General features: G+C 45.9%; 11 protein-coding genes. All 11 read left to right on the top strand.

All coding sequences use genetic code 11. From position 1 onward, the window contains the following. Positions 1–28 precede the first annotated feature (28 nt). The 11 genes from IEY46_RS19760 to IEY46_RS19710 all read left to right on the top strand — a co-directional run bounded on the left by IEY46_RS19760 (position 29) and on the right by IEY46_RS19710 (position 19,278). A complete protein-coding gene (locus tag IEY46_RS19760; protein WP_229750414.1) occupies positions 29–910 on the top strand; it encodes a carbohydrate ABC transporter permease in 882 nt (293 codons plus the stop codon). Positions 911–925: 15 nt separating this feature from the next. Then, a complete protein-coding gene (locus IEY46_RS19755) occupies positions 926–3,262 on the top strand; it encodes an AraC family transcriptional regulator (protein ID WP_188994226.1) in 2,337 nt (778 codons plus the stop codon). Positions 3,263–3,424: 162 nt separating this feature from the next. Next, entirely contained in the window at positions 3,425–4,975 is a 1,551-nt protein-coding gene (locus IEY46_RS19750) for an ABC transporter substrate-binding protein (RefSeq protein ID WP_188994224.1), read from the top strand. A gap of 162 nt (positions 4,976–5,137) precedes the next feature. Continuing rightward, positions 5,138–10,810, top strand: a complete 5,673-nt coding sequence (locus IEY46_RS19745; protein WP_188994222.1) for an S-layer homology domain-containing protein — start codon at positions 5,138–5,140, stop codon at positions 10,808–10,810. Positions 10,811–11,109: 299 nt separating this feature from the next. After that, entirely contained in the window at positions 11,110–12,402 is a 1,293-nt protein-coding gene (locus IEY46_RS19740) for a DUF6259 domain-containing protein (protein ID WP_188994220.1), read from the top strand. Beyond that, on the top strand, positions 12,403–13,533 hold the full coding sequence (locus IEY46_RS19735; RefSeq protein WP_188994218.1) for a Gfo/Idh/MocA family protein: 1,131 nt from the start codon (positions 12,403–12,405) through the stop codon (positions 13,531–13,533). Positions 13,534–13,623: 90 nt separating this feature from the next. Further along, the gene (locus tag IEY46_RS19730; RefSeq protein ID WP_188994216.1) at positions 13,624–14,604 is read left to right on the top strand and encodes a glycoside hydrolase family protein; all 981 of its coding nucleotides are present in this window, start codon (positions 13,624–13,626) and stop codon (positions 14,602–14,604) included. 43 nt (positions 14,605–14,647) lie between these two features. Continuing rightward, entirely contained in the window at positions 14,648–15,970 is a 1,323-nt protein-coding gene (locus tag IEY46_RS19725; RefSeq protein WP_188994214.1) for a hypothetical protein, read from the top strand. 30 nt (positions 15,971–16,000) lie between these two features. After that, on the top strand, positions 16,001–16,666 hold the full coding sequence (locus IEY46_RS19720; protein WP_188994212.1) for a hypothetical protein: 666 nt from the start codon (positions 16,001–16,003) through the stop codon (positions 16,664–16,666). Between the two features lie 448 nt (positions 16,667–17,114). Then, complete coding sequence (locus tag IEY46_RS19715; RefSeq protein WP_188996035.1) at positions 17,115–18,302, top strand: bis-aminopropyl spermidine synthase family protein; 1,188 nt, start codon at positions 17,115–17,117, stop codon at positions 18,300–18,302. A gap of 37 nt (positions 18,303–18,339) precedes the next feature. Further along, a complete protein-coding gene (locus tag IEY46_RS19710; RefSeq protein ID WP_229750413.1) occupies positions 18,340–19,278 on the top strand; it encodes a GNAT family N-acetyltransferase in 939 nt (312 codons plus the stop codon). Position 19,279 lies beyond the last annotated feature (1 nt).

Here is a 19,279-nt window from a genome sequence, read left to right as displayed (position 1 = left end):
TAAAAGAAATCATATGGGAGGTTGTCGTATGTATCATATACGAATGAAATCAATTCTTGAGAAAAGTGCTCTATATTCGGTTCTTGGTATACTCTCTTTACTATGCATTATTCCTCTTTGGCTCGTCATATCTGCCTCCTTAACGGCGGAAAATGTCTTAACCCTTCATGGATATCGTTTAATTCCGGCGGAATTCAGCCTGGATGCTTACCGTTTTATCCTTAATGATTCCAAGCAACTTTTTGATTCCTATGCGATCACGATTATGGTTACAATAGGAGGAACAATAACTGCGCTAATATTGACGGCTCTGCTCTCTTATCCATTGTCCCGTCCGGACTTTATGTTCAGATCTTCATTTTCATTTTATATTTTCTTTACGATGCTTTTTAATGGCGGTTTAGTTCCCTTCTACATTCTAGTCAGCCAGTATTTGCATCTCAAAGACTCCATTTGGGCTTTAATTATTCCGTATCTGATCCAGCCCTTCAACGTTCTGTTGATGCGAACGTTCTTCGCGACGATTCCTATCTCCTTGATTGAATCCGCTCAAATCGACGGAGCAGGGGAAGTGTTTATTTTTCGCAAAATTATTATTCCTTTATCTACCCCTGTGCTGGCTACAGTGGGACTGTTTATTTCCCTTATCTATTGGAATGATTGGTATTTAGGGCTGCTTTTCATCGAGGACAGGAAACTCCTGCCGCTGCAATATTTGCTTATGACCTTGATGACGAATATAGAGGTCATGTCTTCCAACACTCAACTGGGTGGAGAATTATTAAGAATTCCATCGGAATCTGCAAGAATGGCCATGGCTGTTTTAGCTATTGGACCGATCGCTTGTATTTATATGTTTTTTCAGAAGTATTTTGTGCAAGGGCTTACAGTCGGTGCGGTTAAAGGTTAAAAAGGAGTTGCTCAAATGAAACTGTTGCTACAATCCAGTCTGTTTATGAAGATGTTAGTGTATTTTATGATTGTACTCGCGGCGATGGCGATTTTTTTATCCGTCGTTCTCTATAAGAGTTTTGAGAAATCCAGTATGGAGTCTGTTACGAATAATAATGGCAGATTTCTTTCGCAAATCAGTTATAGTGCAGACCATATGAACGAAAACGCGAAGAACTTTATATTGTCTATCTATGGCGACGCGAATACGATTCCACTGATGTATCAGACAGATTCAGATTACCAACAGTTAATTGATGCGATGGACAGGCTAAATCGTCTGGTCCAATCGAATTCCTTTGTCCAATCGGTTTACATTTACAATAGTAAAATGAAAAGGGTTCTCGCTACAGGGGACAAGTTTATGTTCGGTCAGGAATCTTTCTATGATCAGGAAATGGTGACGCTGCTTGCGAACAGCAAATTGCAGAAAAATAGCCGGTTGGTCCCCATTCCCCGGATGATTAACAGCGCCTTTGGGGAGAAGGACGCAGAGAAGAATATAAAGGTTTTCACTTATATTATGTACGATACCAGTTTGAACAGTGATGGAATTGAAGGCGCGATAATCGTAAATATTAAGGGCGACTATTTGCAAAATATTACGAATGCCATGAGGACGAGGGATACTTGGTCGCAAGGCGATAGCTTTGTAATCGATAGCCAGGGAGCGATCATCAGCGCATCTCAGGGTCATCCTCTCAGCATTCATTTTGCGCAATGGGCTGAAAAAAACGGGAATAAGCTCCATGCGGAATCAGGCTATTTCATCGATAATCTGGATGGCTTGAAAGTGATGGTCAATTACATTTCATCGGGCTCCCTGGGTTGGAAATTTATCTTTGTCACCCCCTATGAAGAGGTCATTTCCGATATTGAGAAGATTAGAGCCAATACAATAAAAGTAGTAATAGGCCTGCTTTTGTTGGGGTTATTGGTTACGTTTCTGCTGACCTTGCGACTATATGCGCCGATTCAGAAGCTAGTCAGTAAAGCGAGTCAATTATTAACTCCATCGAGCGCCGCGGAGTCCAAAACCAACGAGGTCATTTTTCTGAATGCGACCATATCCGAGGCTTATGTATCCATGAGAGGGACGTTGATAAAGCGGAAGCAAGAGGTTTTATACAATCTGTTGTTACATGATACGAGTAAGCTGGATCAGGTGCAGACACTTTTTCAGAAATATAAAATTTCTCTGGATCCCAACACAAGCGTGATGTTAATTTCTTTCAAGATCGACCATTTCGAAACGTTCAGCACTCAATTCCAGGAAAATGACCGTCAATTGTTTCGTTATTCCATTGGGAATTTGGCCAACGAATCCTATAGTGCGGAATTTGTTAATGAGGCTGTGGATATGGGAGAAGATACAGTTATCGTGATCATGAATATAAACCCTGTAACCGGGAAGGATGCAGTTGAAAAAGTCATTGCGCTGACGAGGTCCATTCAGTTATGGTGCGACCAGCATCTAAGGGTTAGCTTAACTGCGACAATCGGATCCGGGGGCAATTTAACGGATATTCATCGTTTGTATATGGAAATTGTGCGCGATTCCAACTATCGGTTACTATTCGGCTACCAATCTATAATTACTCCTGAGAGGATCAATAATCAGATTGCAGATCCATATAAAATTTCGGCACACGAGGATGGACTTTTGCATGAAGCTCTAATTCACGGGAAAACCGAGAAAATCGAAGCGATTTTTAAAGAAATCATGACAAAACTATACCTCCGATCCTATGAGAACGTCATGTCGAATCTGCGTTATTTGACCTATTCCGTGTACGACAGCTTACAATTAATTGAATCTAATGGGCTGGACCGGTTTGAACTCGATTACAATTCCTTTATACATCGTATTCAACAAGCAGAAACCTTGGAAGAAATTAAAAACCTGTTCGACGGATTATTCTCCTACATCATAGGAATCGTGAGCTCCAAGAAGGATAAACGAAGTACGGTGCTTGTGGATACGATAATAGAGCATATTAAACAGAACTATACGGATAAGAATTTAACGTTGGACAGCATATCGGAAAAGTTGAATATGTCGAAAATATACATAGGAAAAGTGTTTAGGGAGACGAAAGGTCAATCGGTGGCTGAGTATTTATCGGATATCCGGATGGAAAAAGCGCTGGAAATGTTGCAGATGGGGGACGGCAAGCAGCTTGCAGCAATTCTGGATCGCGTAGGAATCGATAATAAGAAGTACTTTTATACCTCATTCAAGAAAAAGTTTGGGGTCACGATAAGCGAATATAAGCTGAAAAACACGAAATTAAATCAGGATAAACCATAACATCTATACAATCGGTACAGATGTTTAAATTCCGGACCGCCCGAAGTATGGTTTTTGATCTAAAATTAACTTTTCAGCGTTTAAAGAATTCCCTTCGACACTTTAGTATAGGCATATGCCAATCGGGTTTGAGGTGGGCAGCAAACATAAGGAGGGTTTTGGATGAGGTTGAAAAGCAAGATGGCATTCACGTATTTGTTTCTTGTCTTGATGATTTTTGTTAGCGCTTGCGGAAACAATGGGGGGGAAAACACGGCATCATCGCCAGCGGCTTCTAATCCAGGCAGCGGAGCAGGGGCTGATGAACCGGCAACAAGCAAACTGGATCCGGTTGAGTTGACCTGGTATTTCCCTAATACGCCGCAGAATATGAAAGATGTTGAGATGGTACAGAATGAAATGAACAAAATCGTTCAAGCGAAGATTAATGCAACGATTAAATTGATCCCTCTTGATTGGGGTGCTTATGATCAGAAGATGAATGTAATGACTGGCGCCGGAGACACCTTTGATCTCATGTTTACAGCGCCTTGGAGCAATAATTACTTCCAGAATGTTTCCAAAGGGGCGCTTCTCCCGCTTGATGATTTGTTGACGGAATATGCCCCGACCTTAAAATCCACAGTCCCTGCATCGGTATGGGATGCAACAAGGGTAAACAAGAAAATTTACGGCGCCATTAATTGGCAAATTATTGCCATGCCTTATGGTTTGCAGGTAAATCAGAATTATATTGATAAGTATAAAATCGATCTGGATTCCGTTCAGAAATATGAGGATATGGAGCCTTATTTGGCAGAATGGAACGAATCCTTTGTTCCGCTGAATTATTCGAAGGATGATGCTGATCCCTTTACGCGTCAGCCTCCTTATTTCGGAATGGACAGTATTGGAGAGGATACTTCCGTTGGTTGGATCCGGCTTGATGACTCGGAAACCAAAGTATTCAATCAATATGCTACGGATGAATTCAAAAACTTTGCTGAGCTCATGCACAAATGGTATGAAGCGGGCTATTTCCCGAAAGACGCGGCCCTGCATACGAGCGTGGAAAGAGCAGCAGATGCTAAAGCAGGAAAGATCAGTCTCTTCGGTATTGGTTCGCCGATCAAGCCGGGAGTTGAGCTGGAAGCCAAGGCGTCTTTGGGCGTAGATCAAAAATTCAAGCCTCTAAGTAAAGCAATCATTACGACCAACCGCTCCATTGCGACAATGACAGGGATTAGCTCCACTTCCAAAAATCCCGAACGTGCCATGATGTTCCTTGAACTCATCAATAGCGATAAACAGTTATACAACTTGTTATGTAACGGAATTGAAGGCGTTCATTACAAGAAAGTTGCTGACAATGTTATCGAGAAAGTAAAGGATAACAATGGATATAATCCGGTTACGGATTGGATGTTCGGCAATCAATTTAATGCGTATTATACGTCGCCGGATGCTGTAGGCATCTGGGAGGATACGATTGAGTTGAACAAAACAGCAAAGGTGTCACCTCTCTTGGGCTTCACCTTTAATCCCGATCCGATTAAGTCGGAGATTGCGCAGACAAATGCTGTTTATGCCCAGTATAAAGACGCACTGTTAAGCGGAACTGCAGATCCGGATAAGATGCTTCCTGAGTTTCTGGATAAGCTGAATAAAGCTGGAGCAGACAAAGTAATTGCAGAGAAACAGCGGCAAATCGAGGAATGGAAGAAAAACCGCTAAACGGATAAGCCGATGCCTTTAAAACAGATCAAGGACGCCAGTCATCCCGCATTTATTGGCGGGAGGCTGATGTTCAGCCCATGGAGAAATTGGCGATGGAACGCATCAGCACCGACTAGTTTGAAAAAAAAGCATATATTCGCAAGTAGGGAGGAATGTAGCATGCGAAAAAAATGGATTTCCTTCATTATCCTGAGCATTATGATGGAATGCTGTACCGGCTTTATCCTTCATGTACCCCATGTGCAAGCTTCCCCTAATATTCAACTATTCGTTTCACCGGAGGGCACAGGGAACGCCTGTTCCTTGGCTGATCCTTGTACTCTCCAAGCAGGCAGGGACAAGGTGCGCGCACTGAATGCGGATATGACAGCTAATATTGATGTTCTGCTGCGAGGAGGCACGTATGAACTGACAGACACCTTCGAGCTGACATCCGAAGATTCGGGCCATAACGGTTATCAGATTTCCTACAAAGCTTATCCAGGCGAGACTCCGGTCCTGAGCGGGGGAACCGTAATCTCCGGATGGACACTGGATGATATCACTGCCAATATTTATCGCGCGCCTGTGGCAGCGTCATTAGAGACACGTCAGCTTTATGTTAACGGGCAAAGGGCTGAACGTGCCAAAGGCGGTGCGTTGCCTGGCGTGCAGAAAACGGAAAGCGGTTACACGACAACGGATATGTCGATGAAGGATTGGGGCAACATCCCGGATGTCGAATTTGTATTTCGCAAGCTCTGGACGGAAAGCCGCTGCGGCGTTTCCGTCATTGCAGATGGCATGATTACGATGGATGAACCTTGCTTCACGATGGTGAACAACACAAGGTCGGTACAGGCGGATAATCCCACATGGATCGAGAATGCTTACGAGTTACTTGACGAAGAGGGAGAATGGTATCTGGATCGTACAGAGCATTTTCTCTACTATAAACCTCGGGCAGGCGAAGACATGACTTCCGCCGAAGTCATTGCACCTGTGTTGGAAACATTAGTAAGAGGGACGGGAACGCTTGAAGACCCATTGGAGAATGTCGTGTTCGAAGGGCTGACCTTTGCCTATGCGACTTGGCTGCAGCCTAATGGCCTGTTTGGATTCAGAGATATTCAAGCCGGATTTATGTCACCCCATGAGCCGCCACCTGTCGCATATTCCTATACGGATGTGAAAATGCCGGCTAACGTAAGCATCAGTGGCGGGCGCAACCTCCGTTTTGAACGGAATACGTTTGTACATCTTGGCGCAGTTGGGTTGAATATCGATTACGGGGCGCAGGATAATCTGATCCAGGGCAATATATTCAGAGACATCTCCGGTAATGCGATCATGCTTGGCGATGTGAAACAGGAGGATTATCATCCAAGCGTAGAGGCCAGGGCAGTAGACCGCAATACGATAAAAAACAATTTTATTACAAAAGCAGGGGCTGAATATCACGGTTCCGTAGGCATCTGGATCGGCTATACGAAGAATACGATCGTTGCCCATAATGAATTGACGGATTTGCCTTACTCGGGTATATCCACCGGCTGGGGCTGGGGAGAGACAGATGAAGGAGGATCACTGAATTACACAATCCCTACTATAGTAGAGAATAATAAAGTGTTAAACAATAAAATCTGGAATACGATGCATACGCTTATTGACGGCGCAGGAATCTATTCGTTATCGGCGGATCGCAATCAGATCATTTCGGGTAATGTCATTTCGGATGTTCATACACATGGAGCGATTTATCTGGATAACAACAGCCGCTATAACACGGTAACCAATAATGTTTCGTTAGATATCGCAGGGAGCAATCATTTGTTTTTTAACGGCAATAAAGGAAATACGTTACTTGCTTATAATTTCTGGGATCAATCTGCCAAGTTATATGACAACAGCAAGAACGGTGTGTTTGTAGGTAACCAGTTCGTGGACGACCCATTAACATTGCCTGCTTCCATCATCAACAATGCCGGATTAGAGGCAGCTTACAAGGACTTAAATCCTTCAGCAATTCCCACAGATACCGAGGCGCCAACCGTCCCGGCAACCCTCTCATTGATAGAAGGCGTAACAGCGGTACTGGATAATAGCGTCTCCTTACACTGGCAAGCCTCTTCGGATAATACGGCTGTAACGGGATACGAAATTTTACGTGACGGCATCGTCGTCGGAGTTACGACAGCTACAGCCTTTACTGTCCGTAATCTGGAGCCTGGCCGCACCTATGCGTTTTCCGTTGCGGCAAGAGATGCCGCTCTAAATCTCTCCTCGTCCACGCCAGCCTTGACGGTGACGACAGGCAATCAGTCCAACCTCGATAACCTGGCTTATAATAAAAAAGTTGTCGCTGCTTATGAATCACCGGAAGGCCGCGAAGCGGAAATGCATCCTGACCGGAATCCGGAAAATGCCGTTGATGGCGATCCGTTAACCTACGCGGCATCCATCAATGAATATGCATGGCAGCAGCAGGTTGATCTGGGATCGCCGCAAAATATCAATAGAGTCGTGGTCAAGATGGACCCTCAGTATTATGCTTCCGAGTTTGATATTCGTACTTCGAACGACGGTATCCATTTCACCACGATTAAATCCGTCGTCGGGTTCACCGGAGGAACAAGTGAACAGGTCTTTGACGATACGCAGACAAGGTACGTCAGAATTGTTGCGGTGAAGCCTGACGGACCGAATCAGCCTGGAAACCAAATGGTTATTTACGAATTGGAAATTTATAACGATGGTTCCGGAAATCCCGCTCCCTCCCAAGTGAATCTGGCATTGAACAAACCGGCTAGGGCGTTCTATATCGGGGGAGACAATATTACAACGAAAACAACAGGTTATGAAGCGATCGTGGACGATGATTTAACGACGTACGCTCAAGCACCCCGGGCATCCGTATGGAAGGCTGCTGTTGATCTTGGTTTTGCAACCGATTTCAATCAGATTAAAGTGACGATGCCGCTTACGGCGTATACAACCGACTTTAATATTGAGGTATCGTTGAATGGGAGTACGTATAGCCGGGTTAGTGAAGTTACGGGATTTGAAGGGGGTACCTTTACCGTCTATGGTCCTCAGAACGCCCGTTATGTTCGGGTCGCTGCTGTCGCGCCCGAACATCCATTGGACGGCGAGCAAATGGCTATCGCGGAAATTGGTGTTTACAACACGAGCAATCTATCTATCGAACGAGCCGCGACTGCCTTGAATGAAGACGGATCGGGTACGACTATGCTGCAAGGTCACGAAGCAGCCAAGGCAAATGACGGGAACCCCGATACATTCGCCCAATCCGAGGGGCAGGATCCCTGGCATTGGAATTTGGACATGGGTGCCGTGAAGAATATCAATCAAATCCGTCTATTCGCAGGTACCGTTCCTGATTCATCCGTTCATGCGGATATTAGGATTGCGACTTCTGTTGATGGTGTTGCTTTTACTGATCTTGAACAGGTAACGGATTTCGCGGGCGGTTGGAAAACGATTCGCTTCGAAGATCGGAATGCGCAGTATGTAAGGGTATCTCTTGCAATCACGGGCGATTCCCCGACAGCGGGCGGCAACCTGACTTTAAACGAAGTCGAGGTTTATCATGAGAATGTTGTAGAGATCAATCAAAGAACAACGGATTCCAATGATATGGATCGCTACTATTATCAGAAGGTATCCTCCCAGGCCTATGAGTTTCAGGCGGGGGATTTACTGGAGTATGAGTTCATGCTGCTGTCCGATGAGGCAGGAATCGGAGGTATCGATATCGTTGCGGCAGACGGGAAGAGGTTAAAGGAGCAGGGAGACTGGGTCGACCAATGGCATATTGCGGGCAACCCTGCATCGGATCTAAGTGCACAAGGCCAAAATCAGTGGTTGAAAAGGACAATGAAGGTGCCTTCCTCGATGCAAGGCCGCACAGCTAATGCGTGGCTGCTAGCCATGGAGAATGATAAGCCGCTCACAGAGCTTAAGGTAAAGGTTAAAAATCTGCTCGTTCGCAACGTTTATGGCAAAGTAGCATTGAGAATCAAAATGGACGACAACCTTCCTGTGGAGGATGGATATATTCAGGGCTATAGCTTGGATACCGCTGTTAAATCGGTGCAGCTGAATAAGAAAGCCGTTGATCTTCTTATTGGAGATACTGAAACACTGGCTGCTACTATCGTACCGGCCTACGCGTTGAATAAGCAGATGGTCTGGACTTCCAGCCACCCGGACATTGCAGACGTCAATCAGGAAGGTGTGGTCACGGCAATCCAAGCCGGCTCCGCGATAATAACGGCGACAACGGAAGATGGGGGATTCTCGGACCAGGCGGAAGTGAAAGTTGGAGTACACACAACCCGTTCCGGGAATTACGCATTAAACAGACCGGCTAAAGCCTATACAAGCGGCGGAACTGACAGCACCACTCATCCGGGGCATGAACCGGGCAAGGCCAATGATGGGGATTTGGAAACCTTTGCTGCCTCAAATATGGTTTATGCGTGGAATTGGGAAGTTGATCTCGAGCAAGTCAGACCCGTCAACTTCATACAAGGGCGGATGCATGAAGCCGGCTATGCGACGGAATTTGATATTGTAGGTTCGGTTAATGGTCAAACCTATCAATTATTAGGCCATTATGTGAATTTCACCGGCGGAAATTTCGCTTTACGGTTCCCGACACAGAGTTACAGATATATACAAGTAAAAGCGCTTCAACCGGACGGACCCGGTCAGGCAGGTTCGTTGATGTTTCTGAATGAAGTTGAGGTCTATAAGGAGTCCCCGATGGATCCTACAGTTACTCCGACCCATGCAACCTTCGACAGGAATATTGCTAAGGCGACGGATCTGGAAGTAAGCCTGTTCTTGAACGGCCAAACCTTGACCAGTATCGTCAATGACGGAGATGAGCTGGAGAAAAATGCGGATTATACGATCAATGGAAACATCGTTAAGTTAAAGAAAGAATACCTGTCAAGCTTACCTCCATCGGAGGTGCAGTTCTCCTTCTTGTTTAGCGCAGGACCAACTTGTATCTATACTGTATCGTTAACGGATTCGACGTCAATTCCCGATCCGGGGCCGGAGCCGGAGTCGCCAAACCCGGAATCACCAAACCCGGAATCACCAAACCCGGAATTACCGAACCCGGAGTCACCGAACCCGGAATCACCCAATCCGGAGTCGCCAAAACCGGAATCACCCAATCCGGAGCCTGGTACCATGCCAATAACAAAGCAAGATAAGGGCGAGCATGAGAAGCAAGTAGAAGAACACGCGGTTACGAATGAAGCAAGTGTTACAACAAGTGTGCTTCCAACTGATGTCCCCGAGAGCCATTGGGCAGCAATTGCAATTTCCAAAGCAATCGGTCTTGGTATTGTTAAAGGCTATCCTGATGGTACGTTTCAACCAACTGCTGCCGTTACTCGTGCAGAATTTGTAACCATACTGATTCGTTCATTGAAGTTGGATGGGGAGGCTGGGAGCCCGGCCTTTAAAGATTTGTCGGCGATTCCGGTATGGGCGAGGGACTCTGTTGCACAGGCTGTCAGTGCTGGGATCATTAGTGGATACAGCGATGGCAGCTTCCGTCCGGGAAATCAAATCACACGTGCCGAAATGGCTGTCATGATTGCGAAAGCCTTGAAGCTGCCCCTGTCAGAACCGTACAAATTGACATTTGAGGATTCGGAGCATATTCCCATGTGGGCAAAACCTTATGTCTCAGCGGTCTATGCGGCAGCTTTGATGAAAGGCAGAGGAAACAACATATTTGCTCCGCAATCAGAAGCGACCAGGGCTGAAGCCATATTCCTGATATTATCTCTGCTGGAGTATAAACAGTGAGGGATCAAAGCTGAAAGTTGTTTTTGTCAGACTGAAATATCTATTATTCAGATGAATGTTTAAATTTTGAGGAAGATCACCTTCAGATTTCGGAGGAATCTTCCTTTTGTTTGATTTCTGTTCTCTTCTTATGTTGATAAGATGATCGAAGGCCAAGATCATATCAGATTGGGAGTGTTGAATGAATGCATAGCAGAATAAACGATTTAATATCGCATCAGGAATGGGATACAGAATCAGAAAACACGGAGATATTGTTAGGCAGCCTACGTGTAAACGTCCTTAGAGAACCTGGAAAAATGTCGATTTGTTTTCCGGATATCTCCAAGCTGGCTCTTCATTTGCCTACGCACAGCGGAATAAGAATAGATGCCACCTTCAACAAGGAATTATTGCCGATACCCGGACATTATTCTTGTCCTCTTGGGGTTATTGAATTTGAGGGGAAATTCATTTCCGTATTTGATCCGGAAGGTAAAGCGCATATGGAGGTATACAGCTGTGACGGCGGTTGGGAATGGTCGTGGCAATCGGAGCAACATCTTAAACTGGTATGGGGGCAAACGGAAAATTTGGAAGACAGCATTAACCTATATAGGGAAGTCAGGCCAATGGATACGATTAACCGGGATGCTCTCTCTAAAATAAAGCGAATACTTACATTGGATATGATGTTATCTAATGGAGAGGTCGTTCATTGCTACGATGATGTCATTGATTTAATCGTCGAACTGGCCTCCAACCATTTGGCATCGGGAACATTGATCTATATCCCGGGCTGGTGCGGAAAATATGATAAGGACTACCCCAATTATCTGCCAAGCGAACAATTGGGTGGAGAACAAGGATTTTCCCGAATGATGGAAAAGGCGAATAGAGAAAATGTAATTGTGATGCCGCATATGAATTATTGGGGCTATGATCCGGAGCTGCAGCTATTTACGAAAGACCAATTAAAGGACATGCAGCTGCATGATGAACATGGAGTACCTGCCGGGTGGGCAGGTCCCACAAGCCCGTTCCTCTATATGAGACCGGATCATCCGGAATGGCAGAAGGTTCTTCTTAAACAAATTACTTCATTCCTTGCCAAATATGACATCAAAGCGATTATGCTCGACCAGATTGGCTTTGAAATTAGGGACAAACGATGTGATTTCAAGAAAGGTACGGATGAGATATTAAATCAAATCCGATTATGTAAGCCAGAATTAATTATTTCAGGAGAAATGTTAAACGATCATTTGGTTAGCGAGGTGAATCTCATTCAAACATGGGGAATGCCCTGGTGTGGACTGGGTATAGACTTGACCGCCTATACTTCTTCAATTACGAAAGCGTTATTCCCGGAAGTATCTTTCTATGGACATCTAGGATTGCCGGCAATATCGGAGGGGAAATATACATGGACTAATCATGAGTATTTAAGTCAGAAAGGTATAGAAGCAGCCTTTTACGAAGCCCAACAGCATTTGAGCGCAATGGGGGGGATTCCCCATGTAAGATTGCATTACAAAACAAACGGATTGGATTCGATATCACTACGTTATTTACTCTCACGAGACAATGAAGTTGAAAAGGAGCGCCTGTGAATGAATATTGCAGTTATTGGATACGGCAATCGGGGCAAGTGCATCAGTGACATCTTATTAAAGTTGAACGGTGATATTCGCTTGGTTGCGATTAATGATACGAATTTGGACTCCGTTCAGAAAGCTTTGAAGGAAAGAAGCATAGAGGCCCGCCTTTATACGGACGTGGATGAGATGCTGGACAAAGAACAGCTTGATGGGGTCATCATTGGCACTCGTTGCTCCCTCCATACCCAAATGGCGATTAAGGTCCTGAAGAAACGGATTCCTTTGGTTCTGGAGAAGCCGGTTTCCACATCAATGGAAGATCTGTTAGCTCTGAAACAAGTCTATGAAAGCTCGGGGACAGAGGTGGCCGTTCCCTTTTCCCTCCGGTTAAGTAACCTGGGGCGCGCTGCTAAAAAAATCATGGATTCCGGAAGATTGGGAGCTATCGAACATGTTCAGGTTAATAACAATGTGAGTTATGGAAGTGTCTATTTTCAAGGATGGTACCGTGACGAGAATGAAACGGGGGGGCTGTTTCTACAGAAAGCTACCCATGATTTTGACATGATTAACTACATGCTCGGTCTGCAGCCTACGCAATTGTGCGCGATGAAGGCTAAACAGATATTCAAAGGCAATAAACCGGCAAATTTGAAATGCGAAAATTGCGAAGAACAATATAGTTGCCCGGAAAGTGCAACTTTGCATCGGCTGCGCGGCGAGCCGGCTCACCATGACATGTGCTGTTTCGCGGTGGACACGGGTAATGAAGATTCGGGAAGCGCGATTATTGAGTACGAGTCCGGTATGCATGCTTCTTACTCTCAAAACTTCTATGTGCGGAAAAAAGCAGGTATTCGGACATTTCGTTTTATCGGCTATGAAGGGACGTTGGAATTCGATTATTTTACTAGTCAAATCAAGGTTTTCATGCATCACGAAGATCACACGGAAACACATGACATTGGATCTTCCGGAGATGATCATGGTGGAGGCGATGTGATGCTGTGCGAGAACTTTATTGAAATGATGCAAGGCGGGAAGTCTAAAACGCCTCTGGATGCGGGGCTTCTGAGTGTCTTAATGTGCCTCAAAGCAAGAGAGGCTTCAATAACCCGTACTTATCAGGAAATTAAATGGTAGAATAAATAAAAACAATGAGAGCGAGGGATAATGTTGGAAAATCCAATCTTTAATAAGATACTTCCGGCGCCTAAAAATGGCGGATTCAAAATGGATGATTACTATATTTGGTGCGGGTCGGCGATCCAGGGGGATGATGGGCGTTATCATCTGTTTGCTTCAAGATGGCGGAAAGAACTCGGATTCGGCGCGCATTGGTTGTTTAATTGCGAAATCGTCCGCGCGTCATCCGATACTCCGGAGGGGCCTTACCGATTCGAAGAGGTTGTATTAGAGCGAAGGGAACGTCATTTTTTTGATGCCTTAAATCAGCATAATCCGTCGATCAAGTACTGGAATGGCACTTATTACCTGTACTATTTTGGAACGACATATGGAGGCCCCATTCCAGGTCCAGGAGATTCTATTTCGTCTGAACGAGCTTTGGAGGTATGGAATAACAAGCGGATTGGATTGGCAACGGCGACTTCGGTATTTGGGCCGTGGACAAGACGGGATGTTCCTTTATTGGAGCCGAGAAGACCGGGTCATTGGGACTGTACGATCACAACCAATCCTTCTGCGGCTATTTTGCCGGATGGTACAACCTATATGGTCTATAAATCGCGGGAATACGCCAATTCCACCTTAAAGCTGGGTGTTGCCAAGGCGTCAAGGCCGGAAGGGCCCTATGAAAGATTGCAGGACGAGCCGATACTCCGCTTTGACAATCCTGATTTCCATGTCGAGGACCCTTATATCTGGTATTCGGAGGGTTTGTTCCACATGCTGGTGAAGGATGATTATAAAAATAACAGTGGAGGATTGACGGGTGAGTGGGGGGCCGGCATCTATGCGACAAGCCTGGATTGTATTAACTGGGACATCCATGCCAAGCCCAAAGCATACGGGACGAAAATCCTCTGGGATGACTCGACCATAAGCTCGCCTTGCAACCTTGAGCGCCCCAACCTGCTTTTCCACGATGGCAAGCCGACTCATCTGTTTTTGGCAACAGGGAATGGCAGACAGCCTTATGACTTTACGGATGTTACCTGGAATATGGTTATTCCGCTGGATCGTTCTAAGTAAGGGGGCATTGAGCTGGAGTAGAAGCTTGAATCGGAGGAGAAATATGAATTGGAATTCAGATCGCTGGAATGAGCTGCGTGAATTGACTCGGGAAGTGGTGGAGGCTTCGCGTATTCGTCCAGGGGTCAGCCTGTACGAATTACCCGGGGGCGTTGAATTGGAAAAAAGCCGGCCTACGATGCCGGTTGTGAACACGACAGGCATTACCCTGATACGTCCCGGCGGCGGGACTTGTTATCCTTCGTTCTGGATTCGTGATTTTGCCATGTCACTGGATTGCGGCATGATTTCGGAGGAGGAACTGCACGGTATGCTCCGCTTGACTGCCTTGACACAGAATGGGAGGACTCCCCTGAAGCTTGATAAGGGAGTGGTTCCGGCTTTTGCAGTAGCGGATCATATCAATTTGGACGGTAGGCCGGTTTATTATCCAGGTACCTACAGTCCCGGCCCCGACCAGGGTGGTGAGCCTTGGGGTGAATTTCCACCGTATTGCGATCATTTTTATTTTATAGCGATGGCCTATACATTTATTAAAGAAACGGGCGCTTGGAGCACTCTGGCGGAGGTATGGGGTGAGATTCCTTTATGGGAAAGGTTGGAAGGCGCTTTTCATGTTCCGGAATCAGATTGTGAGACTGGCATCGTCTTCACATCCCTTGCGCCTCGGGCTGTCAATTTTGGCTTCGTTGACAGCATCGTGCAGACAGGCAGTTTATTATTTGCCACTTTGTTGAAATATCGGGCTGCCGGCCAATTGGCAGAGTTGGCGGAGTTAAACGTTCAGGTTGATAAAGCAGCGCGTTATCGTGGGATCGCCCAACAAATCAAGCACCATGTGCCCTTGCTGTTCGGAAGCGACTCCGGATGGCTGCTCGCGGCTACCGGATATGGTAAACAACCGGATATTTGGGGAACAGCCTATGCGATTTATTTAGGTTTGCTGGATGGGGAACCCTATGAAGCAGCGCTTTCGGCGATTCGGCATGGTTATCGGAGCGGTACGACTTGTTATAAGGGAAATGTTCGCCACCTGCCGCTGGAGGCTGCTACGTTGATGGGAACGGCTTGGGATAAGACGGTGGAAGATTATCCGATGAATACTTATCAGAACGGGGCATATTGGGGAACGCCGACTGGCTGGTACGTTTACGCGCTGAGTCAGACAGATCCTGCTGCTGCACAAGAGATGTTCGAAGATTATGTGGATGGCATGCTTGCCGAAGATTTCCGCTGTAACGGATGGGAAGGGGCGCCTTGGGAGTGTATCCATCCAGACGGAGTCTATCGCCAGAACGGAGTCTACATGACAACCGTTACGGTCCCTTATGGTGTATTCGGAGCGATGCTCGGCGAATCAGGATAAACCGTATTTAGGAGGAGGAGAGGATTCCAAGTGCCTTGGCCAATGGTTCATTTTGCGATTGCGGAGCAACTGTATGTAACAGACCCGACGCCTCATTTTTTATTAGGGAGCATCGCTCCCGATGCCATACATATGAGAGAACATGCAACAAGGGAGCATAAGGGAGTGACTCATCTTGTCTGTGAGGGCAAGCTGCCCAGTATCGAGCAACTTAGAAATCATTGTTTGAACTACTGGAAGCTTAATCATAACAACGCATGGAAAGATTACATATTGGGATACTTTGCACATCTCTATGCGGATCTGAGATGGACGGAGACGGTCTATGCTGATTTTGATGCCAATTACCAAGGAAGGAATGAGGACAAAAGGAGATTATATACCAAAGAAGTAAGCCAGGTGGAGTTTGATTATTTGAAAGCTGAAGGATGGCCGCATCGTGTCATCAAGCAATTAAAGCAAGCTGAAGCATTTACAATAGAACCCTTTGTTACGGAAAGTGAAGTTCTTCAATATCGAGATGTGAAAATAGAATGGCTCCGGAATGATCGTAACGAACCGAAGATTTCACCGAAATATTTCACGAAAATAAGGGTGGATCAGTTTGTAAAAAGCACTTCCGATGAACTGAATCAATTATATAAAGAATGGGCCGTAGGGTCTGCAGAAATGGTTTCTGGCAGGTTCCGGGAGTAAACAACTTGACTTTAATAATCCATGTAGGATATAGTGGGTGGCATAAATATGTTCCACTTGAGGAGAACTTTTATGTATCAGGTCGTTCTTAACTAACCAAATTCCATATTATGAAGGTTCTGATCACCAGGATAAACGAATTGCTGATCGAGCAACGTTTATTTTTCTATGGACGGTTGGACACTTCGGAATTAGTTAAGAACAACGGATATCAACCAAGCCTTAAGGGGATGCCTATCTTTGCGCCCACATCCGTGCTGTTTTTCAGCGCGGATTTTGTTTTTTCGGGTTCTTTATAGGTATTGACGCAAAAAGGGCAGGGAATGACGTATGTTCATTCCCTGCCCTTTTTCTATTTTTTTAGAAGGAGTGAATGGGAAGATGAAGCAGCAGGTATGCCAGGCAAGAAAGTCGGATTATGGTCATTCAACGTACAGGGAGGTTTTAAATCATCGATTATATTGATCAAGCGAGTAAACATGTAAGACTGCAGGAAGGGCCGGCTGTCATTGAGCAGCTGCTGCTGGAATGTTATTTGCACCCGGGCGTTTCAACCAAAGAGCTGGCACGCAAAACTTTGCTGCCGATTCCGGTTGCCGCTGCGATAAAAAAAGAGCTCATCAAAACCGGAGTACTTATGCAAGATCGCGGGGTTCGCTGTACGAGAGAAGGTACAGCATGGATCGAACAGCAAAGGGGCTATCAAGGGCTAAACAAGACGCTCCATCAAGAACTGATGGCTATCGATAAGGATTGGACGTCTGTCCTCAAGGATGTATTGTCGGATTTGGAACACATTTTTCTGCTTCGGCCGCAGGCAGATGTTCAGATCGACCAATCCAAGTGTACGCCAGAGACCAGCTTGCGCCGGGCGGTTCTATGCTTGAAGCAGCATGCGTTAATCGGGAAGCGAATCCTGTGCGTTGGCGATGATGATCTGGTCAGTGTATCGATCGGACTGCTTCTGGAGCGTTTGTTCCCAGGCGGCGAACATACAGGGACGATCATTACCGTGATAGATATCGATGGGCGGTTTCTGGATTTTATCAGCGGAATCGCCGAGCGTAACAAGCTTCCTATTCAATGCTGTCAGCATGATTTGCGGAAGCCTTTACCCGATCATCTGAATGAGCAATTTGACTGTTTTTTTACAGACCCACCGTACACCTTGCAGGGGATGAGTCTGTTCATCTCACGGGGCATCAATGCTTTAAAGAAAACCAAGGGGCAGCCGATCTTTTTGTCCTTTGCCCACAAATCGCCGGAGTACATGATGGCTATGCAGCGTGAGTTTGTCCGGATGGGGCTTGCGGTCAGTGCGAGCTTCCCGCGGTTTAATGCTTATGAAGGGGCGGAAATGATTGCGAACCGGAGTCAGATGTTCATTCTGCGGACAACGGACCAGACGACTCCTGAATATACGGAAGTTTTCACTGATGCACTTTACACGGGCGAAGTGAAGCAAACACAGCGAACGTACCGCTGCAAACAATGCCAACAATCTGTTTATGTCGGCATGCAGGGAACGATACCAACGATTGAGCAGCTCAAAAATCAAGGCTGCAGCAGCTGCGGCAACGATACATTCGACATGGTTGAAAAAAAGACGATTCCCCGGGCATGTGAAGAGCGTTAGGGCATAAAATGCAGTCCATGAGAGGCTAGTCAACCAAATGGCCGCGCCTGCTGAAGAGCGGCTGTTTGGTCATGTGCGAGGAGCAAGCCGGGTCCGGCTATTTTGCTTCTATTTCTTGGTAAATTATAATGCCAAACCTGTTGAGAAGGGATACAATATCAATAAAAGATCAAGTCTGGAGATGATGGTCATCAATAATGTATGGGAGTCTGGCGGATCTGCTCCCCGTCCAAGATCTGTGTTGCAAACAATCAGGATTGTATTAGCAGCCGATCTCGCTTGCTCTGAGACTGATTTCCTTGCAGATGGCGTATCTGTTCATCATGCTGAACTAAGAGATGGACGATTTCGGTTCCCGGTTCGTGCCCATTCGTTAAACATCGTAACGATGGGTAAAGGAGTTGTTATTTCATGCAGTCATCAACGAGTGGATTGGGTGAGACAGAATCTGGGTCATCTTACGCGAGGTCAGATTTTTTCCATCCCAACGATGACGATGATAGAAGAGTATGTACGCAGAGATAACCAGTTTATAGCCGGACCGGATCAGAAATATGTTTGTTCGAGTGACGATCTTGCAGAATTTAATATCCCGCAGGGTATCAGCATATCTACCTATGACCGCAGCAATGTGATTAAACTTTATGAGCATACCGTTTTCCGGCATGCTTTATCCTATCAATCGGATAGTCCCCGTCCTGACAGGCTGGCTTCGGTTGCCGAGCACAAAGGAAAGATCGTAGGTATCGCCGGAGCTTCTGAGGATAGTGAATTAATGTGGCAGGTAGGCGTGGATGTATTGCCTGAATATCAGGGGCTTGGCATAGGTAAGGCGATCGTCGGAACTTTAACGAAGAGGATCATTAATGAAGGGATCGTTCCCTATTATTCAACCGAGGTGAGCAATCTCCAGTCGCGCCAATTGGCAATCAGTCTGGGGTACAAACCCGCATGGATTCAATTATATGCACGATAAC

The organism is Paenibacillus nasutitermitis, from assembly GCF_014641075.1.
In the GTDB taxonomy this organism is placed as follows: domain Bacteria; phylum Bacillota; class Bacilli; order Paenibacillales; family Paenibacillaceae; genus Paenibacillus_Z; species Paenibacillus_Z nasutitermitis.
The sequence above is the reverse complement of the archived record's forward strand: the minus strand, read 5'-3'. Positions and strand labels throughout refer to the sequence as shown.

What these genes read in the sequence shown, in the direction of transcription:
- IEY46_RS19760 (WP_229750414.1), top strand. Translation starts at nt 29, where the DNA reads ATGTATCATATACGAATGAAATCAATTCTTGAGAAAAGTGCTCTATAT.
- IEY46_RS19755 (WP_188994226.1), top strand. Translation starts at nt 926, where the DNA reads ATGAAACTGTTGCTACAATCCAGTCTGTTTATGAAGATGTTAGTGTAT.
- IEY46_RS19750 (WP_188994224.1), top strand. Translation starts at nt 3,425, where the DNA reads ATGAGGTTGAAAAGCAAGATGGCATTCACGTATTTGTTTCTTGTCTTG.
- IEY46_RS19745 (WP_188994222.1), top strand. Translation starts at nt 5,138, where the DNA reads ATGCGAAAAAAATGGATTTCCTTCATTATCCTGAGCATTATGATGGAA.
- IEY46_RS19740 (WP_188994220.1), top strand. Translation starts at nt 11,110, where the DNA reads ATGTCGATTTGTTTTCCGGATATCTCCAAGCTGGCTCTTCATTTGCCT.
- IEY46_RS19735 (WP_188994218.1), top strand. Translation starts at nt 12,403, where the DNA reads ATGAATATTGCAGTTATTGGATACGGCAATCGGGGCAAGTGCATCAGT.
- IEY46_RS19730 (WP_188994216.1), top strand. Translation starts at nt 13,624, where the DNA reads ATGGATGATTACTATATTTGGTGCGGGTCGGCGATCCAGGGGGATGAT.
- IEY46_RS19725 (WP_188994214.1), top strand. Translation starts at nt 14,648, where the DNA reads ATGAATTGGAATTCAGATCGCTGGAATGAGCTGCGTGAATTGACTCGG.
- IEY46_RS19710 (WP_229750413.1), top strand. Translation starts at nt 18,340, where the DNA reads ATGGCCGCGCCTGCTGAAGAGCGGCTGTTTGGTCATGTGCGAGGAGCA.